Origin of the sequence: Blastomonas sp. AAP25 (assembly GCF_001295965.1) — a bacterium.
GTDB lineage: Bacteria > Pseudomonadota > Alphaproteobacteria > Sphingomonadales > Sphingomonadaceae > Blastomonas > Blastomonas fulva.
Window position 1 is genome coordinate 20,939 of sequence record NZ_LJHP01000023.1, and the last position, 19,531, is coordinate 40,469.

At 65.0% G+C, this 19,531-nt stretch carries 16 protein-coding genes; 4 read left to right on the top strand and 12 right to left on the bottom strand.

The genetic code is table 11. The features are described 5' to 3' along the window. Window positions 1–83: 83 nt before the first annotated feature. Window positions 84–1,181 (top strand): DUF3089 domain-containing protein, encoded by a 1,098-nt coding sequence (locus tag IP68_RS15410; protein WP_054135904.1) that lies wholly within the window; start codon window positions 84–86, stop codon window positions 1,179–1,181. Here IP68_RS15410 and IP68_RS15415 read toward each other — a convergent pair. From IP68_RS15415 to IP68_RS15425, 3 genes are all read right to left on the bottom strand, one after another. Then, window positions 1,162–2,331 carry an alpha/beta fold hydrolase gene (locus IP68_RS15415; RefSeq protein ID WP_197275824.1) on the bottom strand — a complete coding sequence of 390 codons (1,170 nt, stop codon included), beginning with the start codon at window positions 2,329–2,331 and terminating at the stop codon, window positions 1,162–1,164. The genes IP68_RS15410 and IP68_RS15415 overlap by 20 nt on opposite strands. A 184-nt stretch (window positions 2,332–2,515) precedes the next feature. Then, window positions 2,516–3,376, bottom strand: coding sequence for a DUF1838 family protein (locus IP68_RS15420; RefSeq protein ID WP_197275825.1), 861 nt, complete (start codon window positions 3,374–3,376; stop codon window positions 2,516–2,518). A 95-nt stretch (window positions 3,377–3,471) separates the two neighbouring features. Further along, entirely contained in the window at window positions 3,472–6,069 is a 2,598-nt protein-coding gene (locus IP68_RS15425; protein WP_054135907.1) for a TonB-dependent receptor, read from the bottom strand. A 318-nt stretch (window positions 6,070–6,387) separates the two neighbouring features. On the opposite strand from IP68_RS15425, the gene IP68_RS15430 reads away from it, so the two are divergent. Beyond that, window positions 6,388–7,254, top strand: a complete 867-nt coding sequence (locus tag IP68_RS15430) for an oxaloacetate decarboxylase (protein ID WP_054135908.1) — start codon at window positions 6,388–6,390, stop codon at window positions 7,252–7,254. Between the two features lie 6 nt (window positions 7,255–7,260). On the opposite strand, the gene leuD is transcribed toward IP68_RS15430, so the two are convergent. From leuD to IP68_RS15450, 4 genes are all read right to left on the bottom strand, one after another. Beyond that, on the bottom strand, window positions 7,261–7,833 hold the full coding sequence (gene leuD, locus IP68_RS15435) for a 3-isopropylmalate dehydratase small subunit (protein WP_054135909.1): 573 nt from the start codon (window positions 7,831–7,833) through the stop codon (window positions 7,261–7,263). A 4-nt stretch (window positions 7,834–7,837) separates the two neighbouring features. Further along, entirely contained in the window at window positions 7,838–9,256 is a 1,419-nt protein-coding gene (gene leuC, locus IP68_RS15440; protein WP_054135910.1) for a 3-isopropylmalate dehydratase large subunit, read from the bottom strand. Window positions 9,257–9,277: 21 nt separating this feature from the next. Then, window positions 9,278–9,679, bottom strand: coding sequence for a cytochrome c family protein (locus IP68_RS15445; RefSeq protein ID WP_054135911.1), 402 nt, complete (start codon window positions 9,677–9,679; stop codon window positions 9,278–9,280). Between the two features lie 579 nt (window positions 9,680–10,258). Beyond that, window positions 10,259–10,732 (bottom strand): Lrp/AsnC family transcriptional regulator, encoded by a 474-nt coding sequence (locus IP68_RS15450; RefSeq protein WP_054135912.1) that lies wholly within the window; start codon window positions 10,730–10,732, stop codon window positions 10,259–10,261. A 124-nt stretch (window positions 10,733–10,856) separates the two neighbouring features. On the opposite strand from IP68_RS15450, the gene IP68_RS15455 reads away from it, so the two are divergent. Together IP68_RS15455 and IP68_RS15460 are read left to right on the top strand one after the other, a co-directional pair. Then, on the top strand, window positions 10,857–11,912 hold the full coding sequence (locus IP68_RS15455; RefSeq protein WP_054135946.1) for a Glu/Leu/Phe/Val dehydrogenase dimerization domain-containing protein: 1,056 nt from the start codon (window positions 10,857–10,859) through the stop codon (window positions 11,910–11,912). Next, window positions 11,909–12,181: a hypothetical protein gene (locus tag IP68_RS15460; protein ID WP_054135913.1), complete on the top strand. Its 273-nt coding sequence runs from the start codon at window positions 11,909–11,911 to the stop codon at window positions 12,179–12,181. The genes IP68_RS15455 and IP68_RS15460 overlap by 4 nt, the downstream gene beginning before the upstream one ends. On the opposite strand, the gene IP68_RS15465 is transcribed toward IP68_RS15460, so the two are convergent. Genes IP68_RS15465 through IP68_RS15485 form a run of 5 tightly spaced genes read right to left on the bottom strand, consistent with a single transcriptional unit; the run spans window position 12,178 to window position 19,313 of the window. Next, window positions 12,178–13,377 (bottom strand): dipeptidase, encoded by a 1,200-nt coding sequence (locus IP68_RS15465; RefSeq protein WP_054135914.1) that lies wholly within the window; start codon window positions 13,375–13,377, stop codon window positions 12,178–12,180. The two genes, IP68_RS15460 and IP68_RS15465, sit on opposite strands and share 4 nt — an antisense overlap. Continuing rightward, the gene (locus IP68_RS15470; RefSeq protein ID WP_054135915.1) at window positions 13,374–14,960 is read right to left on the bottom strand and encodes a serine hydrolase; all 1,587 of its coding nucleotides are present in this window, start codon (window positions 14,958–14,960) and stop codon (window positions 13,374–13,376) included. The genes IP68_RS15465 and IP68_RS15470 overlap by 4 nt, the downstream gene beginning before the upstream one ends. Continuing rightward, a complete protein-coding gene (locus tag IP68_RS15475; protein WP_054135916.1) occupies window positions 14,957–16,096 on the bottom strand; it encodes a hypothetical protein in 1,140 nt (379 codons plus the stop codon). Before IP68_RS15475 ends, IP68_RS15470 begins: the two co-directional genes overlap by 4 nt. Further along, complete coding sequence (locus IP68_RS15480) at window positions 16,093–17,133, bottom strand: DUF1611 domain-containing protein (RefSeq protein ID WP_054135917.1); 1,041 nt, start codon at window positions 17,131–17,133, stop codon at window positions 16,093–16,095. The genes IP68_RS15475 and IP68_RS15480 overlap by 4 nt, the downstream gene beginning before the upstream one ends. Window positions 17,134–17,150: 17 nt before the next feature. Then, window positions 17,151–19,313 carry a TonB-dependent receptor gene (locus tag IP68_RS15485; protein ID WP_197275826.1) on the bottom strand — a complete coding sequence of 721 codons (2,163 nt, stop codon included), beginning with the start codon at window positions 19,311–19,313 and terminating at the stop codon, window positions 17,151–17,153. Window positions 19,314–19,531 lie beyond the last annotated feature (218 nt).

Genomic DNA, 19,531 nt, shown 5'->3' on the forward strand with positions numbered 1-19,531 from the left:
CCTGCGGACAGTGCGCGCATCTTCTGGCGTCGCGGACGATATTGGGCAAGCATGCGGTGACGGGATCGACGAGGGATGCAGCGATGAACAGGACTTTGACCGCAATCGGCGCCCTGGCGGCCCTCGCCAGCAGCATGGCCGGAGCGCAGGCGCCGCAGGCCGCGCCCCCGCCGCCGCCCTTCGACAGCCAGCCGCAACCCACGCCTCCGGATTATGCGACGGACAGCGCCTGGGCGGCGCTTCCTGGCGTGCCCGGACCTGCCGATACGGTGCCGCAGGGGCGCAAGCCGGCCACCGGCAAGCTGCGCGGCGTCGACGTGTTCTACGTCCACCCGACGACCTTTCGCACCCCCGACCGCTGGAACGCCGACCTTGCCGATGCAAAGGTCAACGCCTGGACCGATGCCAGCGTGATCGCGCGCCAGGCGGCGGTGTTCAACGCCTGCTGCAACGTCTTTGCCCCGCGCTATCGCCAAGCCTCGTTCCTCGCCACGCGCGACCGGTTCATGGAAGGCGATGGCGGCAAGGCCTATGCGCTGGCCTATTCCGATGTGCTCGCCGCCTTCGACCAGTGGCAGGCCAGCCGCAACCAAGGCCGTCCGTTCATCCTGGCAGGCCACAGCCAGGGCGGCGAGATGCTGATGCGGCTGCTCGCCGACCGGATCGACGGCACGCCGCTGCAAAAGCGGATGGTCGCCGCCTATGCGATCGGCATCGATTTTTCGGTCGGCTATTTCGGCACGCGCTATCGCACGCTCAAGCCCTGCGACACTCCGGTGCGCACCGGCTGCGTGCTTGCCTGGAACGCGGTGTCGCCGCAAGCGGACCTCAAGATGCTGGGCGGCTTTGCCGGATCACGGTTCGCGCACATCCATGGCCGAGAGGAGGGCAAGACACCCTTGTGCATCAACCCGCTGACCTTCGACATGGCGAAACCCGCCGCAAGCCGCGCAACGTCCAGAGGTGCCATACCCGGCGAACCCGGCGAGGGGCAGATGCGCGCAGCGGTCAGGAGCAAGGTCGCCGCGCGATGCGACAGCGGCTTTCTGGTGGTCGATGCAGACCCTGCGCTCGATCTGCAGCCGCTTCCGGGCGGCAGCCTGCACTATCACGAATACGGCCTGTTCTTTGCCGACATCCAGGCGAACGTCGCGCAGCGGATCAAGGCGTTGCGGCGCTAGGGAAAACAGCCTCGTCGCAGTTACCCTTCGGCACGCGGCCCTCGAAGACATGGTGCACCCAGGGTAGCGAATCCTCCTGCGATTTAGCCACCGTCGCGCCATGGCCCTGCCCAGGATACAAATGGATCGCAACGTTGGAGCCCATCGCACAGGCCTTTCTGGCAGCATCGAAGGCCTGTCGCGGAGCGGTCTGCTCGTCGCTGAGGCCGATCCCGACGAAGACCGGCACGCTGAACCTGAGTGGCGGGTATGCGCGGTAAGGCTGGGCGTTTGCCTCGAGCGGGCTAGGGTCCTGGCTGAACAACGTGCCTGCGACGGGCCGGTCGACCATGAACTGGCGCATCGCGTCCGATCCGCATGTCGACCGAAACCGCTCATACAGGGCCTGGCCTGCAGGCGTCAGCATGGCCTGTGGGCGAGCGGCAGCATCCAGAAAGGCATAGGTCGGCAAAAATCGCATGTACAGCGCAGCCCAGCCGTCGAACTTCTGCATGTCGAGCGCCGACATATCCATGGAGCCGGGCCAGCCGGTCAGGACGACACCCCGCAACCTGAGCGTTCGGGCAACGACGGACTGCATCAGGGCGGCATTGGTAGCGGCATGGGCGCCCTGCGATTGACCGACGAGGACGACGTCGCGCGAAAGCGGATAGCGCTTGCGCGCCGCCAGCACAGCATCCAGCACGCCCTGTCCTTCCGACCGGCTCATCATGTAGGGGTGGGCACCATTGGTTCCCAGACCCTCATAATCGGTGGCGACGACAGCGTAACCCTGTTGCAGCCAGGTGTTGAGATAGGCTGTGTCCCGCGCGGACCAACCGTTGAAGCTGGGCGCACAGATGTCGGGGAATCCGACCGTGCCGTGCGCCCAGGCGATCACCGGCCACCCACCGCGCGGGGGGAGACCCGGGGGCAGGTAGACACCGCCGGACACGACGATCGACCGTGTGCCGTCCGGCCCGCCGCGGCTGGTGTACAGAACCCTTTCACTCGATCCAGCTTGAGCCAGCGCCTTATCGGGCGCCATGGCCTCTCGCCGGACAATCCGGGGGGCTCCCGTCGGAACATCCCCGTCCCACTGGTAGAACGCTCCCGTGCCCCCATCGCCGAGTTGCGGGTCGGCGGGCGGCATCCGGCTCTGGGCAGCCAAGGGGTTTGCCAGGCCCAGGCAGGCTCCGGCAAACAGGAGGTTCCGGATCCATCTTGGTCGGGTTCTGGACAAACGGCATCTCCTAAAGCCGGGCGCTGCCGGCACGTCACGTCTGGCATTTCGCAGGCTGGACACCGTGCCAGACCTCGCCATCGCCCGGCGGATCAGGGCGCTGCGGCGCTGATCAGGCTTTCGCGTCCCACAACGGCGCGAGCAGCGCGGCCGGGTCCTTGAACACATCCGGCCGCCGCGCTTCGGTCGCTTCCAGCCAGGCCGGCGGCATCGAATCGCGGGTGGCGTTCTGGCGGCCAACGCCGCTGGCGGTCAGATGGCCGGGATGGTCGCCCATCTCCAGCCAGGGCCTCCACGATACGACATTGGTGTAGCTGACGTTCGAGGTCACGCGGGTGGCACCCGGCCTTTGCAAGTCGCTGGCCTGAGCGTGCATCACCGTGCTGTCCGAGTAGCGGAACGGCCTGGCGGCGCCGGGAAAGCTCGCCGCGGAACGGATGCGCTCGGTCACCCAGACATCGTTGCCGCGGGTCACGATGGGAAGCACCTCGTGCTCGAGCTGGAGCCCAGGCATCTCCTTGGGCAGATGGAACGACAGGTCCTTGTCGAACCGCGTCGAAGACGGCGCGAAGCCGCCGCTCGGGATCTTGCAGTCCTTGTTGGTATAGGGGTTGCGAAAGGTATCCAGCGCCTTGCCGGTCGCGATGTCGGTGAACCAGGCCAGCTCGAAGGTCACCTGCTGGTACGCGCCATCGGCCAGCGCGCGGGTGCGCGAGAACACTGCGGAAACCACGTTGAACAGCGGCTGCATCCGGTCCTCGACCACGCCGTAATAATTCGCCTGCACCCAGTTTGTGACGAGATCCTCGTCGAGCGCGCCGCGCATCATCAGGAAGGTGCGCTGGCGTCCCGCCATGCTGGTGACATCGAGCGACGACGGCGCAGCAGCCGACGCCGCACGCAGCGGACCCGGCACCGCGAGCGCTGCGCCGGTGGCCATCATTCCGGCAAGGGCTTCACGGCGACGGATCATGGCTTGGGTCCTTGTGGGTGCTGCGCCGCGGCTTGGCGATGGCGTTGGCGATACGGCGGGGCGTGCTCCGCTACGGACCACGCCCCGCATTGCTATCAGAACTTCATGCCCGCGGTGATACCGATCCTGCGGCCCTCGCCCAGATAGATTTCCGGGATCGAGAAGGCGGCGGGGAAACCGGCGCGGGGCTGGTTGATCGAGTTCTGGACATAGGCCTTGTCGAACAGGTTGTTGCCCCACAGCGCAATGCTGAACCGGTCGCTTTCGACCGCCAGCCGCGCATTGACCAGCGTGCGCTCGCCAAAGCCGATCGTGTTGATCAGGTTGTTGAAGGCCGGGCCGGTGTGGTTGACATCGACGCGGCCGCGCAGTGCCCAGTCGTCCGACAGCGGAATGTCGGCGGTGGCGTGCACATTCCACTGCACCTTCACCGACCGCGTCGGGCGCAGTCCCTCGAGCGTGGGCACGAACTGCGTACCGCCATTGGCGGTGGGCACCGCGATGATCGGCGGGCAGCCATTGGCGTTGCCGAAGGTCGCAGGCGTGGTGCCCGTGCGGCACTGCGGGATCTGCGAGCCGTCATAGGCGCCGGGGCGGAACTTGGGATCCGAATAGATGAAGCTGCCGCCGATCGCGAACATGTCGGTGACGTCGAACTCGGCGAGCATTTCGAAACCCTTGGCGCGCAGCGCGCCGGCATTCTGGACGATGCGCACCGGGTTCACCGCGGTCGGGTTCTGGGTGAACGCCGAGATCTGGGCGTCCTTCCAGTCGACATAGAAGAACGCGCCGTTGAGCGTCAGCCGCCGCTCGAACAGCTGGCTCTTGAAGCCTGCTTCATAGGTCCAGTTGGTTTCTTCCTCATAGGGCACTTCGCTCGCCAGAATGCCGGTCGCGCTGACCGGGTTGGCGGTGTTGAAGCCGCCCGAGCGCACGCCCTTGGCGGCAGAGGCATAGAGCAGGATGTCCTCGGCCGGGCGATAGTCCAGCGTGAAGCGCGGGGTGAAGCTGTTGAAGGTGCGCTTGAACCGGGGACCGGCGGTCGGGAATGTCCCAGCGGCCGGAATGGTGGTCCCTTTGATCGGCTGGTTCACCCGCGGCGCGGAGGTGGGGTTCAGGATCGAGAAGACCTGCGCCTGCTTCACGTCCGAATTGTAGCGGCCCTCGGCGTTGAAGCGCAAATCGCCGAACTCATAGCCGAGCGCGCCGAAGATCGAGAAGGTCTTGGTGCTCGCGGACGAATAGTTGCCGAACACCTGGCCGGAATTGCTGTCGGGGACGAGGAACAGGTTGCCGGTGAAGTCATAGGGGCCCACGCCGGTCGCTGCGGGCGTGGTGAGCTGCGACACCTGGATCAGCCGCTCGTTCGCCGCCAGCCCGGCTCCGTCCGCGCCCAGGCCGCCAGCGGCAAGCGGAATGCGCGAGTTGAAGTAATAGCCGCCGACAATCCACTGGAAGGGCGATTCATTGTCCGACTGGATGCGGATTTCCTGGCTGAAGGTGCGCACCCGCTCGACCGTTCCGATCGAGAAGTTGACGCGGGTCAGACGCGAATAAGGCGCAGCGAGAAAATTGGTGCCGCAGCTGGCGTTGGTGGCGTTGCCCAGGGTGCAGACGCCGAACTGCGTCCCGCCCGAAGTCAGGTCGTAATCGCTGGTGCCGCGGTTGTCGGCCCAGGTCAGGCCGGTGATGCTGGTCGCCTTGACGCCGGCGATGCGGCCTTCAAGCGTCAGCGAGACCTGCGTGTTCTTGGCGACCGTGTCCTTGAGGCGCGGGGAGACATCGCTGACCCTTTGCGGCGCGAGCTCGCCGCAGAACAGCAAAGGCAGACCGGTCGCCGCATTGACGTTGCCGCAGTTGAGGTTGCGGATCGGCAAGCCATAAACCGGCGACACTTCCGCTTCGGAATGGGTGTAGAAACCCGACAGCAGCGCGCGGAAATTCTCGCTCGGCTTGAACTCGAGTGCGCCGGTGACGGCATATTTCTCGAACCCGCCCAGATTGTCGCCGCGCGCGGCCGCGTTGGTGCCAAAGCCGTCATAGGTGACGTATCCGCCCGCGATGCGGGCCTTGAGCGTGTCCGAGATCGGCAGCGAGATCGCCCCGCGGATGCGGTAATCCTCGTCGATGCCCGCGGTCACCTGCAGGCTGCCCGAAAGGTCATCGGTCGGCTTGCCGGTGCTGATCGCCATCGCGCCGGCAAAGGTCGAGCGGCCGAACAGCGCGCTCTGTGGGCCCTTGGCGATTTCGATCTGGCCGACATCGAGCACCGAGATCATGTCGATGGTGTTGCGGCTGGTCTGGTAGATGCCGTCGATGAACACGCCGACATTGGCCTCGACATTGAGGTCGTTGGCGGTGTTGCCCGGCGCCAGGCCGCGAATGTAGATCGTCTGGGTGTTGCCGCCCGCGATGCTGTTCATCACGATGCCCGGCGTCGAATTGCCCAGGTCCGCCAGCGTCTGAATGTTGCGTTCTGCCAGATCCTCGGCCGAATAGGCGTTGATCGAGATCGGAACCGACTGGATGTCCTCGTCGCGCCTGCGCGCGGTGACGACGATCTCGGAGCGGTCGCCATCGTCCTCTGCCACGGTCTCCTGCGCGGCGAGCGGGGCGGCGGCGGTGATGCTGCCCAGGGCAACGCCAGTGAACAGAACCGAACGGGCAAAGCCCGAAGCACGCAAAGCCTTCATGATTTCATATCCCCCAAATGTGACACCTGGCCGGGTGACTTTCCCTTTTTTCCGTCTTGCGCCGCGCCATGGCGCCCGGATCGAATATCGCTGCCCGTCTCGTTGCGAGGACTGGCTTGCTCCTGACAGGGCAATGAGCGCATGAACCCCTCCATTCATGCAAATCCACCTCGGCCAACTATCCGCCTGTCGGTCATTAGCCGCCGCCTTCTGCGCGGGTAAGACCGCATGGCGGATATTCGCGCACGCCGCGAGGGGTGGCATCGCATCTCCGATGCATCGCGCAGGCACAGCTGATCCCAGGAAAGGACCACCTTGATGGCCAACCCCGTTTTGCGCACCAAGCTCGATTCCGGCACCTTTTTCGTCGTGCCGGGTATCCAGGACATGATCGCCGCCGTGGTGGCCAACAAGGTCGGGTTCGATCTGGTTTATGGCACCGGATACTGGCTCACCGCCTCCGCCCACGGGCTGCCCGATGCGGGGATCGTCACCTATACCGAGATGCGCGAACGCATGGCGACGCTGGTGCGCACCAGCAACGCTGCGGTGATCGCCGATGGCGACACCGGCTATGGCGGGCTGCTCAACGTCCACCACACCGTGCGTGGCTATGAGGCCGCGGGTGTCACCGCGATCCAGATCGAGGATCAGGAATTTCCCAAGAAATGCGGCCACACCCCCTTTCGCCGGGTGATCCCGGTCGAGGAGATGGTCGAGAAGATCAAGGTTGCCTGCGCCGCGCGCGAGGACAAGCGCAACTTCCTGGTCATCGCGCGTACCGACGCGCGGCAGAGCGAGGGGTTTGACGGCGCGATGCGGCGGATCGAGGCCTATGCCAGGGCCGGCGCGGACGTGCTCTTCCCCGAGGCACTGGAGAGCGAGGAGGAGATGGCGCGCGCCTGCGCCGCGTTCGATCTGCCGATGATGGCGAACATGTCGAACGGCGGATCGAGCCCGGTGCCGGTGGCCGATGTGCTGGCGCAGATCGGCTATGCCTTTGCGATCTATCCCTCGCTGACCTCGCTCGCGGCGGCCGCCGCGATGGAAAAGGCACTGGTCGACTTGAAGACGAAAGGGATCGGCCAGCCCGAAGGCCTGTTCAGCTTCAGCGAATTCTGCTCGCTGATCGGGTTCGAGGATGTGTGGGCGTTCGAACGCCAATGGGGCAAGGGCGCGGACTGAGCCCGGTCAGCCTGCCGGGGGATAAAGCCAGGCCTGTTCGCCGCGCTGGCGCTGCTCGAACGCATCGATCAGCGCACCATCGCGCGCCAGGATGGCAGATGTCTCGTCCCAGCCGTTGAGCAGCGCCTGGCGCTGGGGTTCGGGGATGGCAAAGCCGATGACCGGCGTATCGCCCGCCTGCAGCGTGCAGGCGTGCAGATCGATCGTGAAGGTCGCGCCCGCGTCCGCCGCGCGGTGCAGCACCGCAACTTGGGCCGCGTCCAGCGTCACCGGCAGCACCCCGTTGCGGATGCAGTTGCCCGCGAAGATCTCGCCGAAGCTCGCCGCGATGATGCAGCGCACGCCGCAGCCCAGCAGCGCCCAGACCGCCTGCTCGCGGCTCGACCCGCAGCCGAAATTCGCGCCCGCGACCAGCACCGGCGCTCCTCCGGGCCTGAACGCGCGATCAGCAAAGGCATAGTCGCCCAGCCCCTCGCGCGCGGTGATCGTCAGGAACCGGGCAGGATAGATGACGTCGGTATCGACATTGTCCTCGGCCAGGCTCGCGGCCAATCCGGTCAGGCGGGTGAAGGGGTGCATCGCCTCAGTCTGCCCCGGCCATCAGCACGCGGACATCGGCGATCCGCCCGGTGACGGCTGCGGCAACCGCGCTCGCCGGGCTCATCAGATGGGTACGCCCGCCCTGCCCCTGGCGCCCCTCGAAATTGCGGTTGCTGGTCGAGGCGCAGCGCTCGCCGGCAGCGAGACGGTCGTCGTTCATCGCCACGCACATCGAGCACCCCGCATCACGCCATTCGAACCCGGCGGCGCGGAAGATATCGGCCAGCCCTTCGGCTTCGGCCTGGCGCCGGGTCGCTGCCGACCCCGGCACCACCATCGCGCGCACGCCGCTTGCGACCCTGCGCCCCGCTGCGACCCGCGCGGCGATGCGCAGGTCCTCGATCCGCGCGTTGGTGCACGATCCGATGAACACGCGGTCGATGGCAATGTCGGTCAGCGCCATGCCCGGCGTCAGATCCATATAGCCAAGCGCACGGCGGATCTGCGCCTGCAGCTGCGGCTCGGCGTCGTCAGGATCGGGGACACGGCCGGTCACCGGCGCACCCTGATCGGGGCTGGTGCCCCAGGTGACATGCGGCGCCAGCGCCGAGACATCCATCGTCACCACCCGGTCATATGCCGTATCGCGATCGCTCGACAGTGTCCGCCAGAAGGCGACCGCGCGGTCCCAGTTGGCGCCCTGCGGCGCTCCGGGGCGGCCCTTGAGATAGGCAAAGGTCGTGGCATCGGGCGCGATCAGCCCGATCCGGCTCCCCGCCTCGATCGTCATGTTGCACAATGTCATCCGCCCCGCCATGTCGAGCGCGGCGATGGTGGGGCCTGCATATTCCACCGCAAAGCCCCGCGCACCCTGCGCGCCGATCTGCGCGATCAGCGCGAGCGCGATATCCTTGGCCCAGGTCCAGGCGGGCAGCGTGCCCTGCAGTTCCACCCGCATCGTCGCCGCGCGCTTCTGCGCCAGGCATTGCGTGGCCATCACCGTGCCGCATTCGCTCGCGCCGATCCCGAAGGCGAGCGCGCCGAACGCGCCGTGCGTGGTGGTATGGCTGTCGCCGCAGACCAGAGTGATTCCGGGCAGGGTAAAGCCCTGTTCAGGCCCGATCACGTGTACGATTCCGTGCCCCGCACCGTCCAGCGGATGATAGCGCACGCCAAAGTCGGACGCGTTGGTTTCCAGCTCGGCGATCTGCGCCGCGGCCACCGGATCTGCGCCCGAATGCCCACTGATGCTGCGGGCCCGGGTCGGTACCGCATGGTCTGCGACCGCGAGATGCGTTTCGGGTCGCCTGAGCCGCCGTCCGGCGTCGGCCAGCGCGCGAAACGCCTGCGGGCTGCTGACCTCGTGCACCAGCTGCCGGTCGATGTAGATGAGGTCTTCGCCGCCTTCCTCTGCGCGCACGAGATGGCTGTCCCAGAGCTTGGCGTAAAGCGTGCGGCCCATCGGATCAGGCCGGAAGGGCGATCAAGGAACCGGCTTTTTGAGATAGGCGATCAACGCCTTGCGGTCCGCGGGCTTGGACAGGCCGGCAAAGGCCATCGAGGTACCGGGCACCACCGCCTGCGGCCGCTGCAGCCAGGCATCGAGCGTGGCCTCGTTCCACACCGCCGCGGACGACCGCATCGCGGGCGAATAGCCAAAGCCCTTCACCGCGCCCGCCTTGCGCCCGACGATGCCCTGTAGATGCGGACCGACCTTGGCCGGCGCGGATGCGGTCACGGCATGACAGGCCGAACAACGCAGAAACAGACGCTTGCCCTGCGCCGCCTCGCTTGCCGCCGGCGCGGCGACCGCCACGGGCGCTTGGGTCAGCGGCACCAATGCTGCAAGCGCAACGGCGAAAAGAGCGGGGACGGCAGCTTTCATGAACACCTCGGCTTGACGGATCGGGTCATTGAATGCTGCCTTGCTCGCAGCACCCGGGCAAGAGGGCACCCGTGCCGACCCGGATGACCGATAGTCGGATATGGCCCGGGCCGCGAATCGCGCGTCCGCCGAATGTCAGGCTGCACTTTGGCTGCGCGGTTCTGTCGGTATCCAGATGTTGCGCCGCGAATGCCGCATGAAATGCGTGGCAATCCGCCGGTGGCGCAAGCCTCGCCGCAGAGACGGTGATTTGCCCGTGATATCTCGAGATAGACAGAGAGTTTTGGATGCCCCCCAAGGATTCGAACCTCGCTTAACGGAGTGAAAGTCCGCTCAGAGAGACGGTTATCTAACGTTGCTCGGTCGTTTGTCGCATTCATGCAGCATCGAGCATAGCCGTGTCATCGCGTCAGCAGTGGCTGCGTCACGCGATGCGTCTAGAAACAGATGGCCATAGGTATCGAAGGTTACCTGGATCGAAGTGTGGACAAAGCTGCCGTTCCCCTATGATGTGCCGAACGGCGGGCGTTTTTACGATTACTCAACGCCCAAAGGCCGAGAAGTCAGCTGGCCGTCGTGTCACAGCGTCTGTTGAAGCGGCAATTCGGTCGTCGACTTGATCTCAGATAACGCCACGGTGGAGTTGATTTCCTGTACGCCGGGCAGTTTGCTCAGCTGGTCGAAGAAGAACCGCTCATAGGCGTCGATATCGGCGGTCACGATGCGCAGCATGAAATCGGTGGTGCCCATCAGCACATAGGCGTCCATCACCTCGGGGAAGCCCTGGATCGCGGCGCTGAACTCGTCGAGATTGGCGCGGCCATGCGCGTTGAGCTTCACCTGCGCAAAAACGTGCGCATTGAGCCCGACCTTGCGCCGATCGAGGATCGCGACCTGCTTGCGGATGAAGCCCTCGCGCTGCAGCCGGTCGATCCGCCGCCAGCATGGCGACACCGACAGCCCGACGCGCTCGGCGATCTGCGCGGTGGTCTGCGTCGCATCGCGCTGCATCTCGCGAAGTATCTTTATCTCGAATCGATCAAGCTGGGTCATCCATTTCGGATAAGGCGGTTTTACCGATCATACCATCCTGTAAATGTCCGATTGCCACCCGAACCAGACCGAGATTGCCCGCGCGCGCGCTGCCATAAGCAGCACAACATTTCAGGAGCCCATCATGTCCGATCAATTTGACCTGCAAACCGCCACTGTCGAATGCGTTCGTCTGCACGATCCCGCCAGCGGGCTTGATGGCTATATCGCGATGTACGAGACCGATCTGGGGCCTGCTGCGGGCGGTTGCCGGTTCTGGAGCTATGCCGATGGCGAGGATGCCAAAGCCGATGCGGTGCGGCTGGCGCGGGGCATGACCTACAAGAACGCGCTGGCTGGCCTTCCTTTTTCGGGCGGCAAGGCGGTGCTGCGCCGGCCCGACAAGGACTTCGACCGCACGGCGCTGTTCCAGGCGTTCGGTCGCGCGGTCGCGCAACTCGATGGCCGGTATGTGACAGCGGAAGATGTCGGGACTTCGGTCGCCGACATGCAGGTCGTTGCCTCGATGTCGCGCCATGTCGCCGGCCTGCCGCCCGAAACGGGATGCGCTGGCGGCGACCCCTCGCCCTGGACCGCGCAAGGCGTGTTCGAATCGATGCAGACCGGCGTGGCGCAGGTGCTGCGCGGCAATCTCGATGGGCTGACGGTCGCCGTCCAGGGTGTTGGCAATGTCGGCGCGGATCTGTGTAGACGCCTGCATGCCGCCGGCGCGCGGCTGGTGATCGCCGACACCGATGCCGCGCGATGTTTTGCGCTGGCGAAGGAGGTCGGTGCCAGTGTCGTCGGAGTCGAGCAGATCGCCTCGGTAGATGCCGATGTGTTTGCGCCCTGCGCGCTGGGCGGCGCGCTGACCCGCTATGTCGTCGCAAATCTCACCGCCAGGTTGGTGTGCGGCGCGGCCAACAACCAGCTCGCCTCCCCCGATGTCGCTGCGCTGCTGCTGGAGCGCGGCATCGTCTATTTGCCCGATTATGTCGTCAACGCGGGCGGGATCATCAGCGTGTCGGCGGAGTATCTGGGCGAGGATGTGGGCCATGTCGGCCAGCGGGTCGCAGCCATCGCGCCACGCGTCGGCTTGCTGATCGCGCGCGCAGCCGCCGAAGGCCGCTCGCCCGCGCATGTCGCCGATGAAATGGCCGAGCAGGTGATCGCCAACGCACGCGAGATGCAACCGGCATGAGCTGCGAGAACTGGCGGTTCGAGGTCGAGGCGATGATCGATCCGCAGTCGCTCCTCCGGGTGCTGGGCTATTTCGCCCAGCGCAGCGTGGTCCCCGATGCGCTGCAGATGCGCGTCGGGGATGACAAGATGACGATCAGCCTGACCGTAAGCGACCTTGCGCAAGCGCATGCGCTGATCGTCGCGGCCAAGCTCGAGCAGATCGTGCTGGTTCAGTCCGTCAGGCTCGATGAGCTGAAGCAGGCCGAAAGGGAGCGGGCAGCGGCCTAGCGGACCGCTCCCCCGCCCTGCGCCTCAAGGATGCGCAGCACATTGCCGCTCCACATCTTCTCGATGTCCGCGTCCGAATAGCCCGCCGCTTTCAGTCGCGCGGTGATCTTGGGCTGCGCCGAGATATCCTCGATCCCGACAAGGCCCCCGCCGCCATCCCAGTCTGCGCCGAAGCAGATATGATCGGGGCCCGCGACCTCGATCGCGCGCAGCGCCATCGCCATGAACTTCTCGAAATCTGCATTCCACATCTGCTCGGTCTTATCGAGCTCACGCCAGCGGCGGGTGAGATCGGCCTGCTCCGCCGGGGGCATCGTTCCAATCTGCTCATACATCGCGAACAGTTTGGCGCGCTCGGGGGTGATGTTCATCTCGGACAGGTATATCGTCGAGACGCACATCGCGCCGTTCTTCGCGGCGAGCGCGCGCAACCGGCCTTCGTCGAGATTGCGCGGGTGGTCATTCGCCGAACGCAGGCTCGAGTGCGAGAGGATGATCGGGTATTTCGACAGCTCGAGCATCTGGTCGAATGTCGCGTCGGATGAATGGCTGGCGTCGATCACCATGCCCAGCCGGTTCATTTCCGCGACCCATTTCCTGCCCAGCGGGCTCAGCCCATTCCAGCGCGGCGTATCGGTCGAGCTGTCGGCGAACTGGTTGTTCTTGCCATGCACCGGCCCCGCCATGCGCACGCCCTTGGCGTGAAACTCGGCGAGCAGCGAGATATCTTCTCCCAGCGGATAGCTGTTCTCGATCGATTTGAACGCGATCAGCTTGCCCTGCTGGTTAAGGCGGCGGGCATCGGCGGCGGTGAGCGCAGTGCCAATGCGGTCGGCGTGTTTTGCCAGCGTGGCATCGATCAGGTCCGAGCGCGCGCGTGCGTGCGCCAATGCGCCGGCATAGCCTTCGGCGGTCAGCGGACCCTGATCGGTATACGTGACGAAGAACCCGCCATCGAGCGCGCCGTCCTCCATCCGCGGGATATCGAGCTGGGCAAGATCGGTCGCCAGATCGTGGCGATCGGCAAAGCTCCAGCCACGACGCGCGAAATGCAGCGGGGTATCGAGATGGGTGTCGAGCGTGAGGATGCGGCTATGCAGCGTGGCAGCATCGCCGCCTGCATCGTTGGGCGTGGTGGCGCAACCAGCCAACGCGGAAAACGCGGTGGCGGCGAGGAGCATGGCGATACGGTTCACTTGGAATTCTCCACGGGCTTGAGGTCCAGATCGTGATAATCCCAGCTGAAATCGGCGATCTTGCTCACGGTCTTCATCGTCACCCCGGTGATGGCGCCATCGGCATCAAGCGCGAAGGTGACATAGGCAGGCTCGATCGCCTTGTCGTCGAATTCGGTGACGAAGCTGTCATACTGCCAGTGCTTGAGCCGCCCGACCATGCGCGGGGTCGAGGTGAAATCGATCGTCAGCCCCTGTGGGGTCGAGGCGATAACGACATCGCCGTACCACGGATCACGATAGCGTCCGGCGTAGCGCGCGACATCGAGCGAGGGACCGACCTTCGCCCCCGATGCGGCCGCGGTCTGCGTCGTCTCCAGATACCTCCGTCCGTCCTCGAGCCGCGCCAGATACCAGTCCTGCCATTTGGTGGTCCAGTCGAAGTCGGGTTCATCGAGATAGTGATCGATCAGATCATAGCTAAGCCCGAGCAGCATTCCGCTCTCCTCGGAGTTGAGCATGATCGCGAAGCCGACATCGAGTTCGGGGATCATCACCACGCGGGTGATCGATCCGAACACCCCGCCGCCATGGCTGATGATCTGGTGGCCGCGATAATCCTGTACCTGCCAGCCAAGCGCATAGGCCTGGTTGTTGGGCTGCGCGGGTTTCAATTCGGCGGGTAGCGGGGTGACCTCCATCGGAGTCACCGGCGTCCACATTTCCTTCGCCTGCTGCGCGCTGAACAGTTGCTTGCCGCCTGGCAACTTGCCTTGCGCAAGCTGGATCTTGAGCCACGCCGCCATGTCGTCAGCGCTCATCGCAAGGCCGCCCGCGGGCGCACCGTTGCGGCCGAGCTCGTCGCGCTCGTCGAGCACCTGCTGGTCGCCTAGCCCGCGCAACGGCCCCGAAAGCCGCGCGTGCGGCCAGGAGCGGTTGGCGATGCGGAAGCGATCGTTGCTGTCGCTGGTCGCGTGCTTCATGCCGCCGGCTTTGAGCACGCGGTCGCGCATGAACACTTCCCACGTCTGGCCGGTGACCTCCTCGATCAGTTGTCCTGCCACCGCATAGAGGATGTTGTCATAGGCGTAGGAATAGCGAAAACTGGTCTTGGGCTTGAGGAAGGCGACGCGCTCGACGGTCTGGCGGCGGGTCAGATTGGTGCGCGGGACGAACATCAGATCGCCCTGCCCCAGCCCCAGCCCGCTGCGATGGACCAGCAGATCGCGGATCGTGATCTCGCGCGTCACCCAGGCATCGTGCATGCGGAACCACGGCATATGCTTGATCACCGGATCGTCCCAGGCGATCTTGCCTTCATCGACCAGGATCGCCAGCACCGCGGCGGTCAGCGCCTTGCCGGTCGATCCGGTCTGGAACAAGGTTGCGGCATCAACCGGAGCCTTGTCGCCCAGCTTGCGCACGCCCCAGCCGCGCGACAGCGTGGTCTTGCCGCCCTCGACGATCGCGATCGACACGCCCGGAGCGCCCACCTTCTGGCGCAGCGCCTCGACGCTCTGGTCGATGTCCTTGGGGGGTTCGGCCCAGGCAGGCACGGCAGCGGCCGCGAGCAGAGCGCCCGCGAGCAGATGGAAGCGTTTCATGCAGGCAACTCCGATGGCGAAGAACTCGGGGTACGGATCAGGCGATAGACGCCAAGCGTGAGCAGCGGGACGACATAGACCGCGAGGAACAGCCAGGCGAGGAAGCGGTAACCGCTGGCAATCAGATCGACCAGACCGATCCGCGCGGCGACGAACATGCAAGCCGTCAGGATCACAGCGCCGATCGCGGCGCGCGCCAGGGCGCCAGGCTCGGGACGCGAGCGCGCCTCGAGTGCGCCTGCAATCCGCTCGTTGATCGCATGGATCGCGCCGACACCGCTTTCGAGCAAGGCGACGAAGATCATCATCTGGAACACGAAATGGAAGCCCGGCACCGCCATCTGCCGCAGCAGGAAATCGGAAGGCAGCGTCTCGGCACCGATCGAAGGGTAGAAGGCCATCATCGCGATGAAGAACAGGACCGCAGGGATCATGGTCAGCGGTCCTGCGATCAGCCCGGCGACCATCGCGTCGCGCTGGCTGGTGAGGTGGCGCAGCATTGGCAGGATGATCACGGCGCCGACGATGTTGTAGCTGGCATAGGTCAGCCCGCCCGCCATCCAGTTGCCCGACGGTGCCGGCGCTGCGGCAAACGTCGCGCCGATGCGGTCGCCGAAGCTCGACAGCGCGAACACCAGGAACAGGGCATAGACCGCATAGATCAGCATCGAGGCATATTTGAACAGCTGCTCGACCGCGCCTTCGCCCAGCGATGTCGCCGCGACAATCGCCAGAGCGAGCACCGCAGATCCCAGGAACCCAGGCCAGCCGAAGGTTGCCGCGCCGATCTCGCCTGCCGCTGCGCCGAACACCGCAATGATCAGGATGACGAATATCAGATAGGATATCTCGAACGCGATCCAGCCCGGCCCGAGCAGCGCCTTGAAGAAGCTGCGATAGTCATAGGCGTGCAGCGCGCGCGCAAGCATGAAGGTGATCGCCGCGACCACGGTCCAGATCAGCGTCGCCAGCAGCATCGCCGCAAGCCCGCCCCAGGGCCCCGCGGGCACGAAATATTCGGCAAGTTCGCGCCCGGTGGCATAGCCGCCGCCAATGATCACCGCCTTGAGCGCCAGCCCGGGGAGCAGGAACCGCTGGAACCAGCTTGCCCTTTTGGCAGGCGCTGCAGCGATCATGACAGGCAGCTGTTCACGAGCGCATCGAATCTTGCCCCGCCGCGGATCGGGTCGGCAACCGGGAGTCCGAGGCGCGCGCTTTCGGAGGCCATATAGGCATCCGCCTCTTCCGCACCCATGCTCGAGGTGTTGAGGCTGACGCCGGTGCAGCGGATCGCGGGATTGGTGCGGCTGCCCAGGCGGACGGTGAGATCGATGACCTCCTCAATGCTCGGCAGCGCAAAGCTTTCCATCCCCAGGATGACCTTGCGCGACGGATCGTGGCAGACCACGAACGTGTCGGGCTGGCTGCCGTGGAGCAGGCCGAGCGAGACCGCAGCATATGCGGGGTTGAAGATCGATCCCTGGCCCTCGATCAGGTCCCAGTGATCGGGCGCGGCATCGGGGCTGAGCATCTCGGCAGCCCCCGCCTCGAAATCGGATATCACCGCATCCATCGGAACGCCGCCACCCGCGATCATGATCCCGGTCTGACCGGTAGCGCGGAAATCGGCGTCGATGCCGCGCGCCACGAACGCCCGGTGCAGCGCCAGCGCAGTGTATTTCTTGCCCAGTGCGCAATCGGTGCCGACGGTGAGCAGCCTCTTGCCGCTGCGCTTGCGGCCGGTGCCGATCGGGATATTGGCGGGCGGGGTACGCACATCGATCAGCCGCTGGCCGGTGCGGCATGCCGCTTCAGCAAGCGCAGGGATGCTGGCCAGCCGGACATGCAGCCCGCTGACGATATCCAGCCCCGCCTCCATCGCCTCGATCAGCGCGGCAATCCAGGTCGGGCCGATCAGCCCGCCCTGGTTGGCAACGCCGATGACCAGCGACTGCGCCCCAGCCGCGCGCGCCTCTGCCGGAGACATCCGGGCAAGCCCGGTCGTCACCGTGCAGCCGTCGACCCAGTACTCGCCGACACAGCGGTCTGCGGCCCAGTCAGCAAGCCCCAATGCGGTCTTGGCATAACCCCGTTCGGTGGTGTCGCCCAGAAAGAGCAGATAAGGCTGCGGCAGAGCCAGGCTTTCAGCCAGACGCATCATGGGCGCGTTCATTCATCAAACTCCGTGCGTCAAAACGACAGGTCAAGCGCGACGCCAAAGGTGCGCGGCTGCAAGGGTATGGTTGCCAGGAAGCCGGGGTTGGTTGTTGCTACATTGGTGGTGATCCGCCCCTCCTCGTTTGTCAGGTTACGGGCATAGGCTCGCACGGTCCAACGCTCACCAAAGGTGACTGCGGCGTTGAGATCGAGCGTGGCAAAGCCCTCGACCGGCACTGCCAGCGGCGAGCTCTCGACCGCCGAAATCCGGTCACCGACAATGCGGACCGATCCTCCGACCCGCGCACTGGCGGAATCACCCAGTGCAAACGCATAGTCGGCGGTCATTGCCGTGGACACCTTGGGAACGTTGGGCAGTTGGTCGCCATCGGTGCAGGCGGCGGTCGTTTCGGTACAGGTCGCGTCGGTATAGGCAAAGTTCCAGCCAAAGCTTAGCCCGGCAACGGGCTGAATCCGCAAGGCGGCTTCGACACCCTTGCTGCGCGCCGTCCCGGCGTTGACCAAGCCGTTGATCCCGCCGGCAAAGGGCGCAGACGTCTGCAGATCGTCCCAATCGAGCATGAACACCGATGCATCGATCGAGACGGCACGATCGAGAAACGCAGCCTTGATACCCGCTTCATAGCTGGTCACCCGCTCCGAACCGACTGTCGTCGGGAAACCCGGCAACGCGACGTTCGGCCCACCCGGACGATAGCCGGTTGCGACCCGGGCGTAGACCATCGTGTCGGGATTGATGATGAACTGCGGGCTGACGCTATAGGTCACCACCTCTTCGCGCGATGTACCATCGCCGCCGATGCTCAGGCCTGCCAGCGGAATTTCCGTAAGCTGGGTGAAGGTCTGGTCGTTGCGCGCCCAGCGCAGGCCGCCGGTGAGGTGGAACGCCTCGCTGAGTTTCCAGGTCGCGTTGCCGAAGACGGCGTATTCCTTGTAGGTGTTGGGCAGACCCACGATCGCAAAGGGATCGACTCCCGGGATCGGATTGAGCGAAAAATCGAGCGCACGCACGATCTGGCTGTGGGTGTTGTCCTCGTCGGTGAAGAAGAAGCCGACCATCCATTCGAAGCTGGTGCTCGGTGCCGACGTCAGGCGAACCTCTTCGGTGAACTTCTTCTGAAGCAGTTCGGACGGGAATGGCGCCAGTCCGCCGAAGGCTCCGCCAAAGACGCGACTGGCATCGCTGACCTCGAAAATATCGAGCTTGCTGTACGACGTCGTCGAGCTCAGCTCGGCAAAGCCGAAATCATACGCGATCGAACCCGAATAATACTGGAACTCGCTGTTGAAGGGATCGGCCAGCTGATTGTTGGTGCTCAGGAACGCAGCTCCGGCTGCCAGAGGCGTACCGCCGAATCCTTCATACAAAATACCCTGATTGTCCGAATCGGTCTTCTGCCAGATCGCGCTCAGCTTGATGGTCAGCGCAGGGTCGGGCTGCCATAGCAAGGCGGCGCGCGCTCCCTGCTGGACTGCGTCGTTGACGTCCTTCTCGCCGGTCAGAATGTTGTCGATGAACCCGGGCGTTTCGCGGCGCGAGTAGCTGCCGCTGACTGCCAGCTCGTCCGCGATGATCGGCACGCTGACCATTGCGCTGGCCGCCCATCCCATATCGTCGGCATTCGAGATGGTGAACACTTCGCCGGTGGCCTTTGCCTTGAGATCGCGAAGGTCAGGCTGGACGGTGACGTACTTGAACAGGCCGCCGATCGAGCTCGCACCGTAGAGCGTGCCCTGCGGTCCGCGCAGCACTTCGAGCCGTTCGATATCATAGGGCAAAAGGTCGAGCGTGAAGATCTGCGAGCGGTTGTAGATGCCGCTCGACCCGATCGGCGCATCGTCGAGATAGATGCCGACCGTGGCGCTGGGGCCGATCGGCGCGACGCCGCGCAGCGACAGCGTCGAGCGGCCGGGCGAGCCGGCGTTATCGACCTGCAGCCCGGGAACATAAGCAGCATAATCGGTGAGCTGTGATCCTCCGCTCTGCTGCATCTGCTCGCCGGTAACGACACTGATCGAGATTGGAACATCCTGCAGCCGTTCGGTGCGCTTCTGCGCGGTAACGACGATCTCATTGCCATCTCGCGCGGCCGTATCGGCGGAATCCTGGGCAAAAGCAGGCATTGCGGTGCACATCGCCAAGGTGCTTCCGGCGGCCAAAAGTGCGTTCTTCATCATGATCTCCCCTTTGAGCGACTGCCTGCTCCGGGCGGAGTTTTCCGCCGGGCAGCGCGCGTTCGCTCCCTATTGAACGTTGATGTGCTCTAGCCTCCGGGCAGGCGAATGCCTTGGACGCACTCTATCCGTCGGACTTCGCTTGATTGTCCTGATTGGCACCCGTCTTGGCACCTATTTTCTTATTGGAGATATTTTACTCTAAACAGAAACTTGTC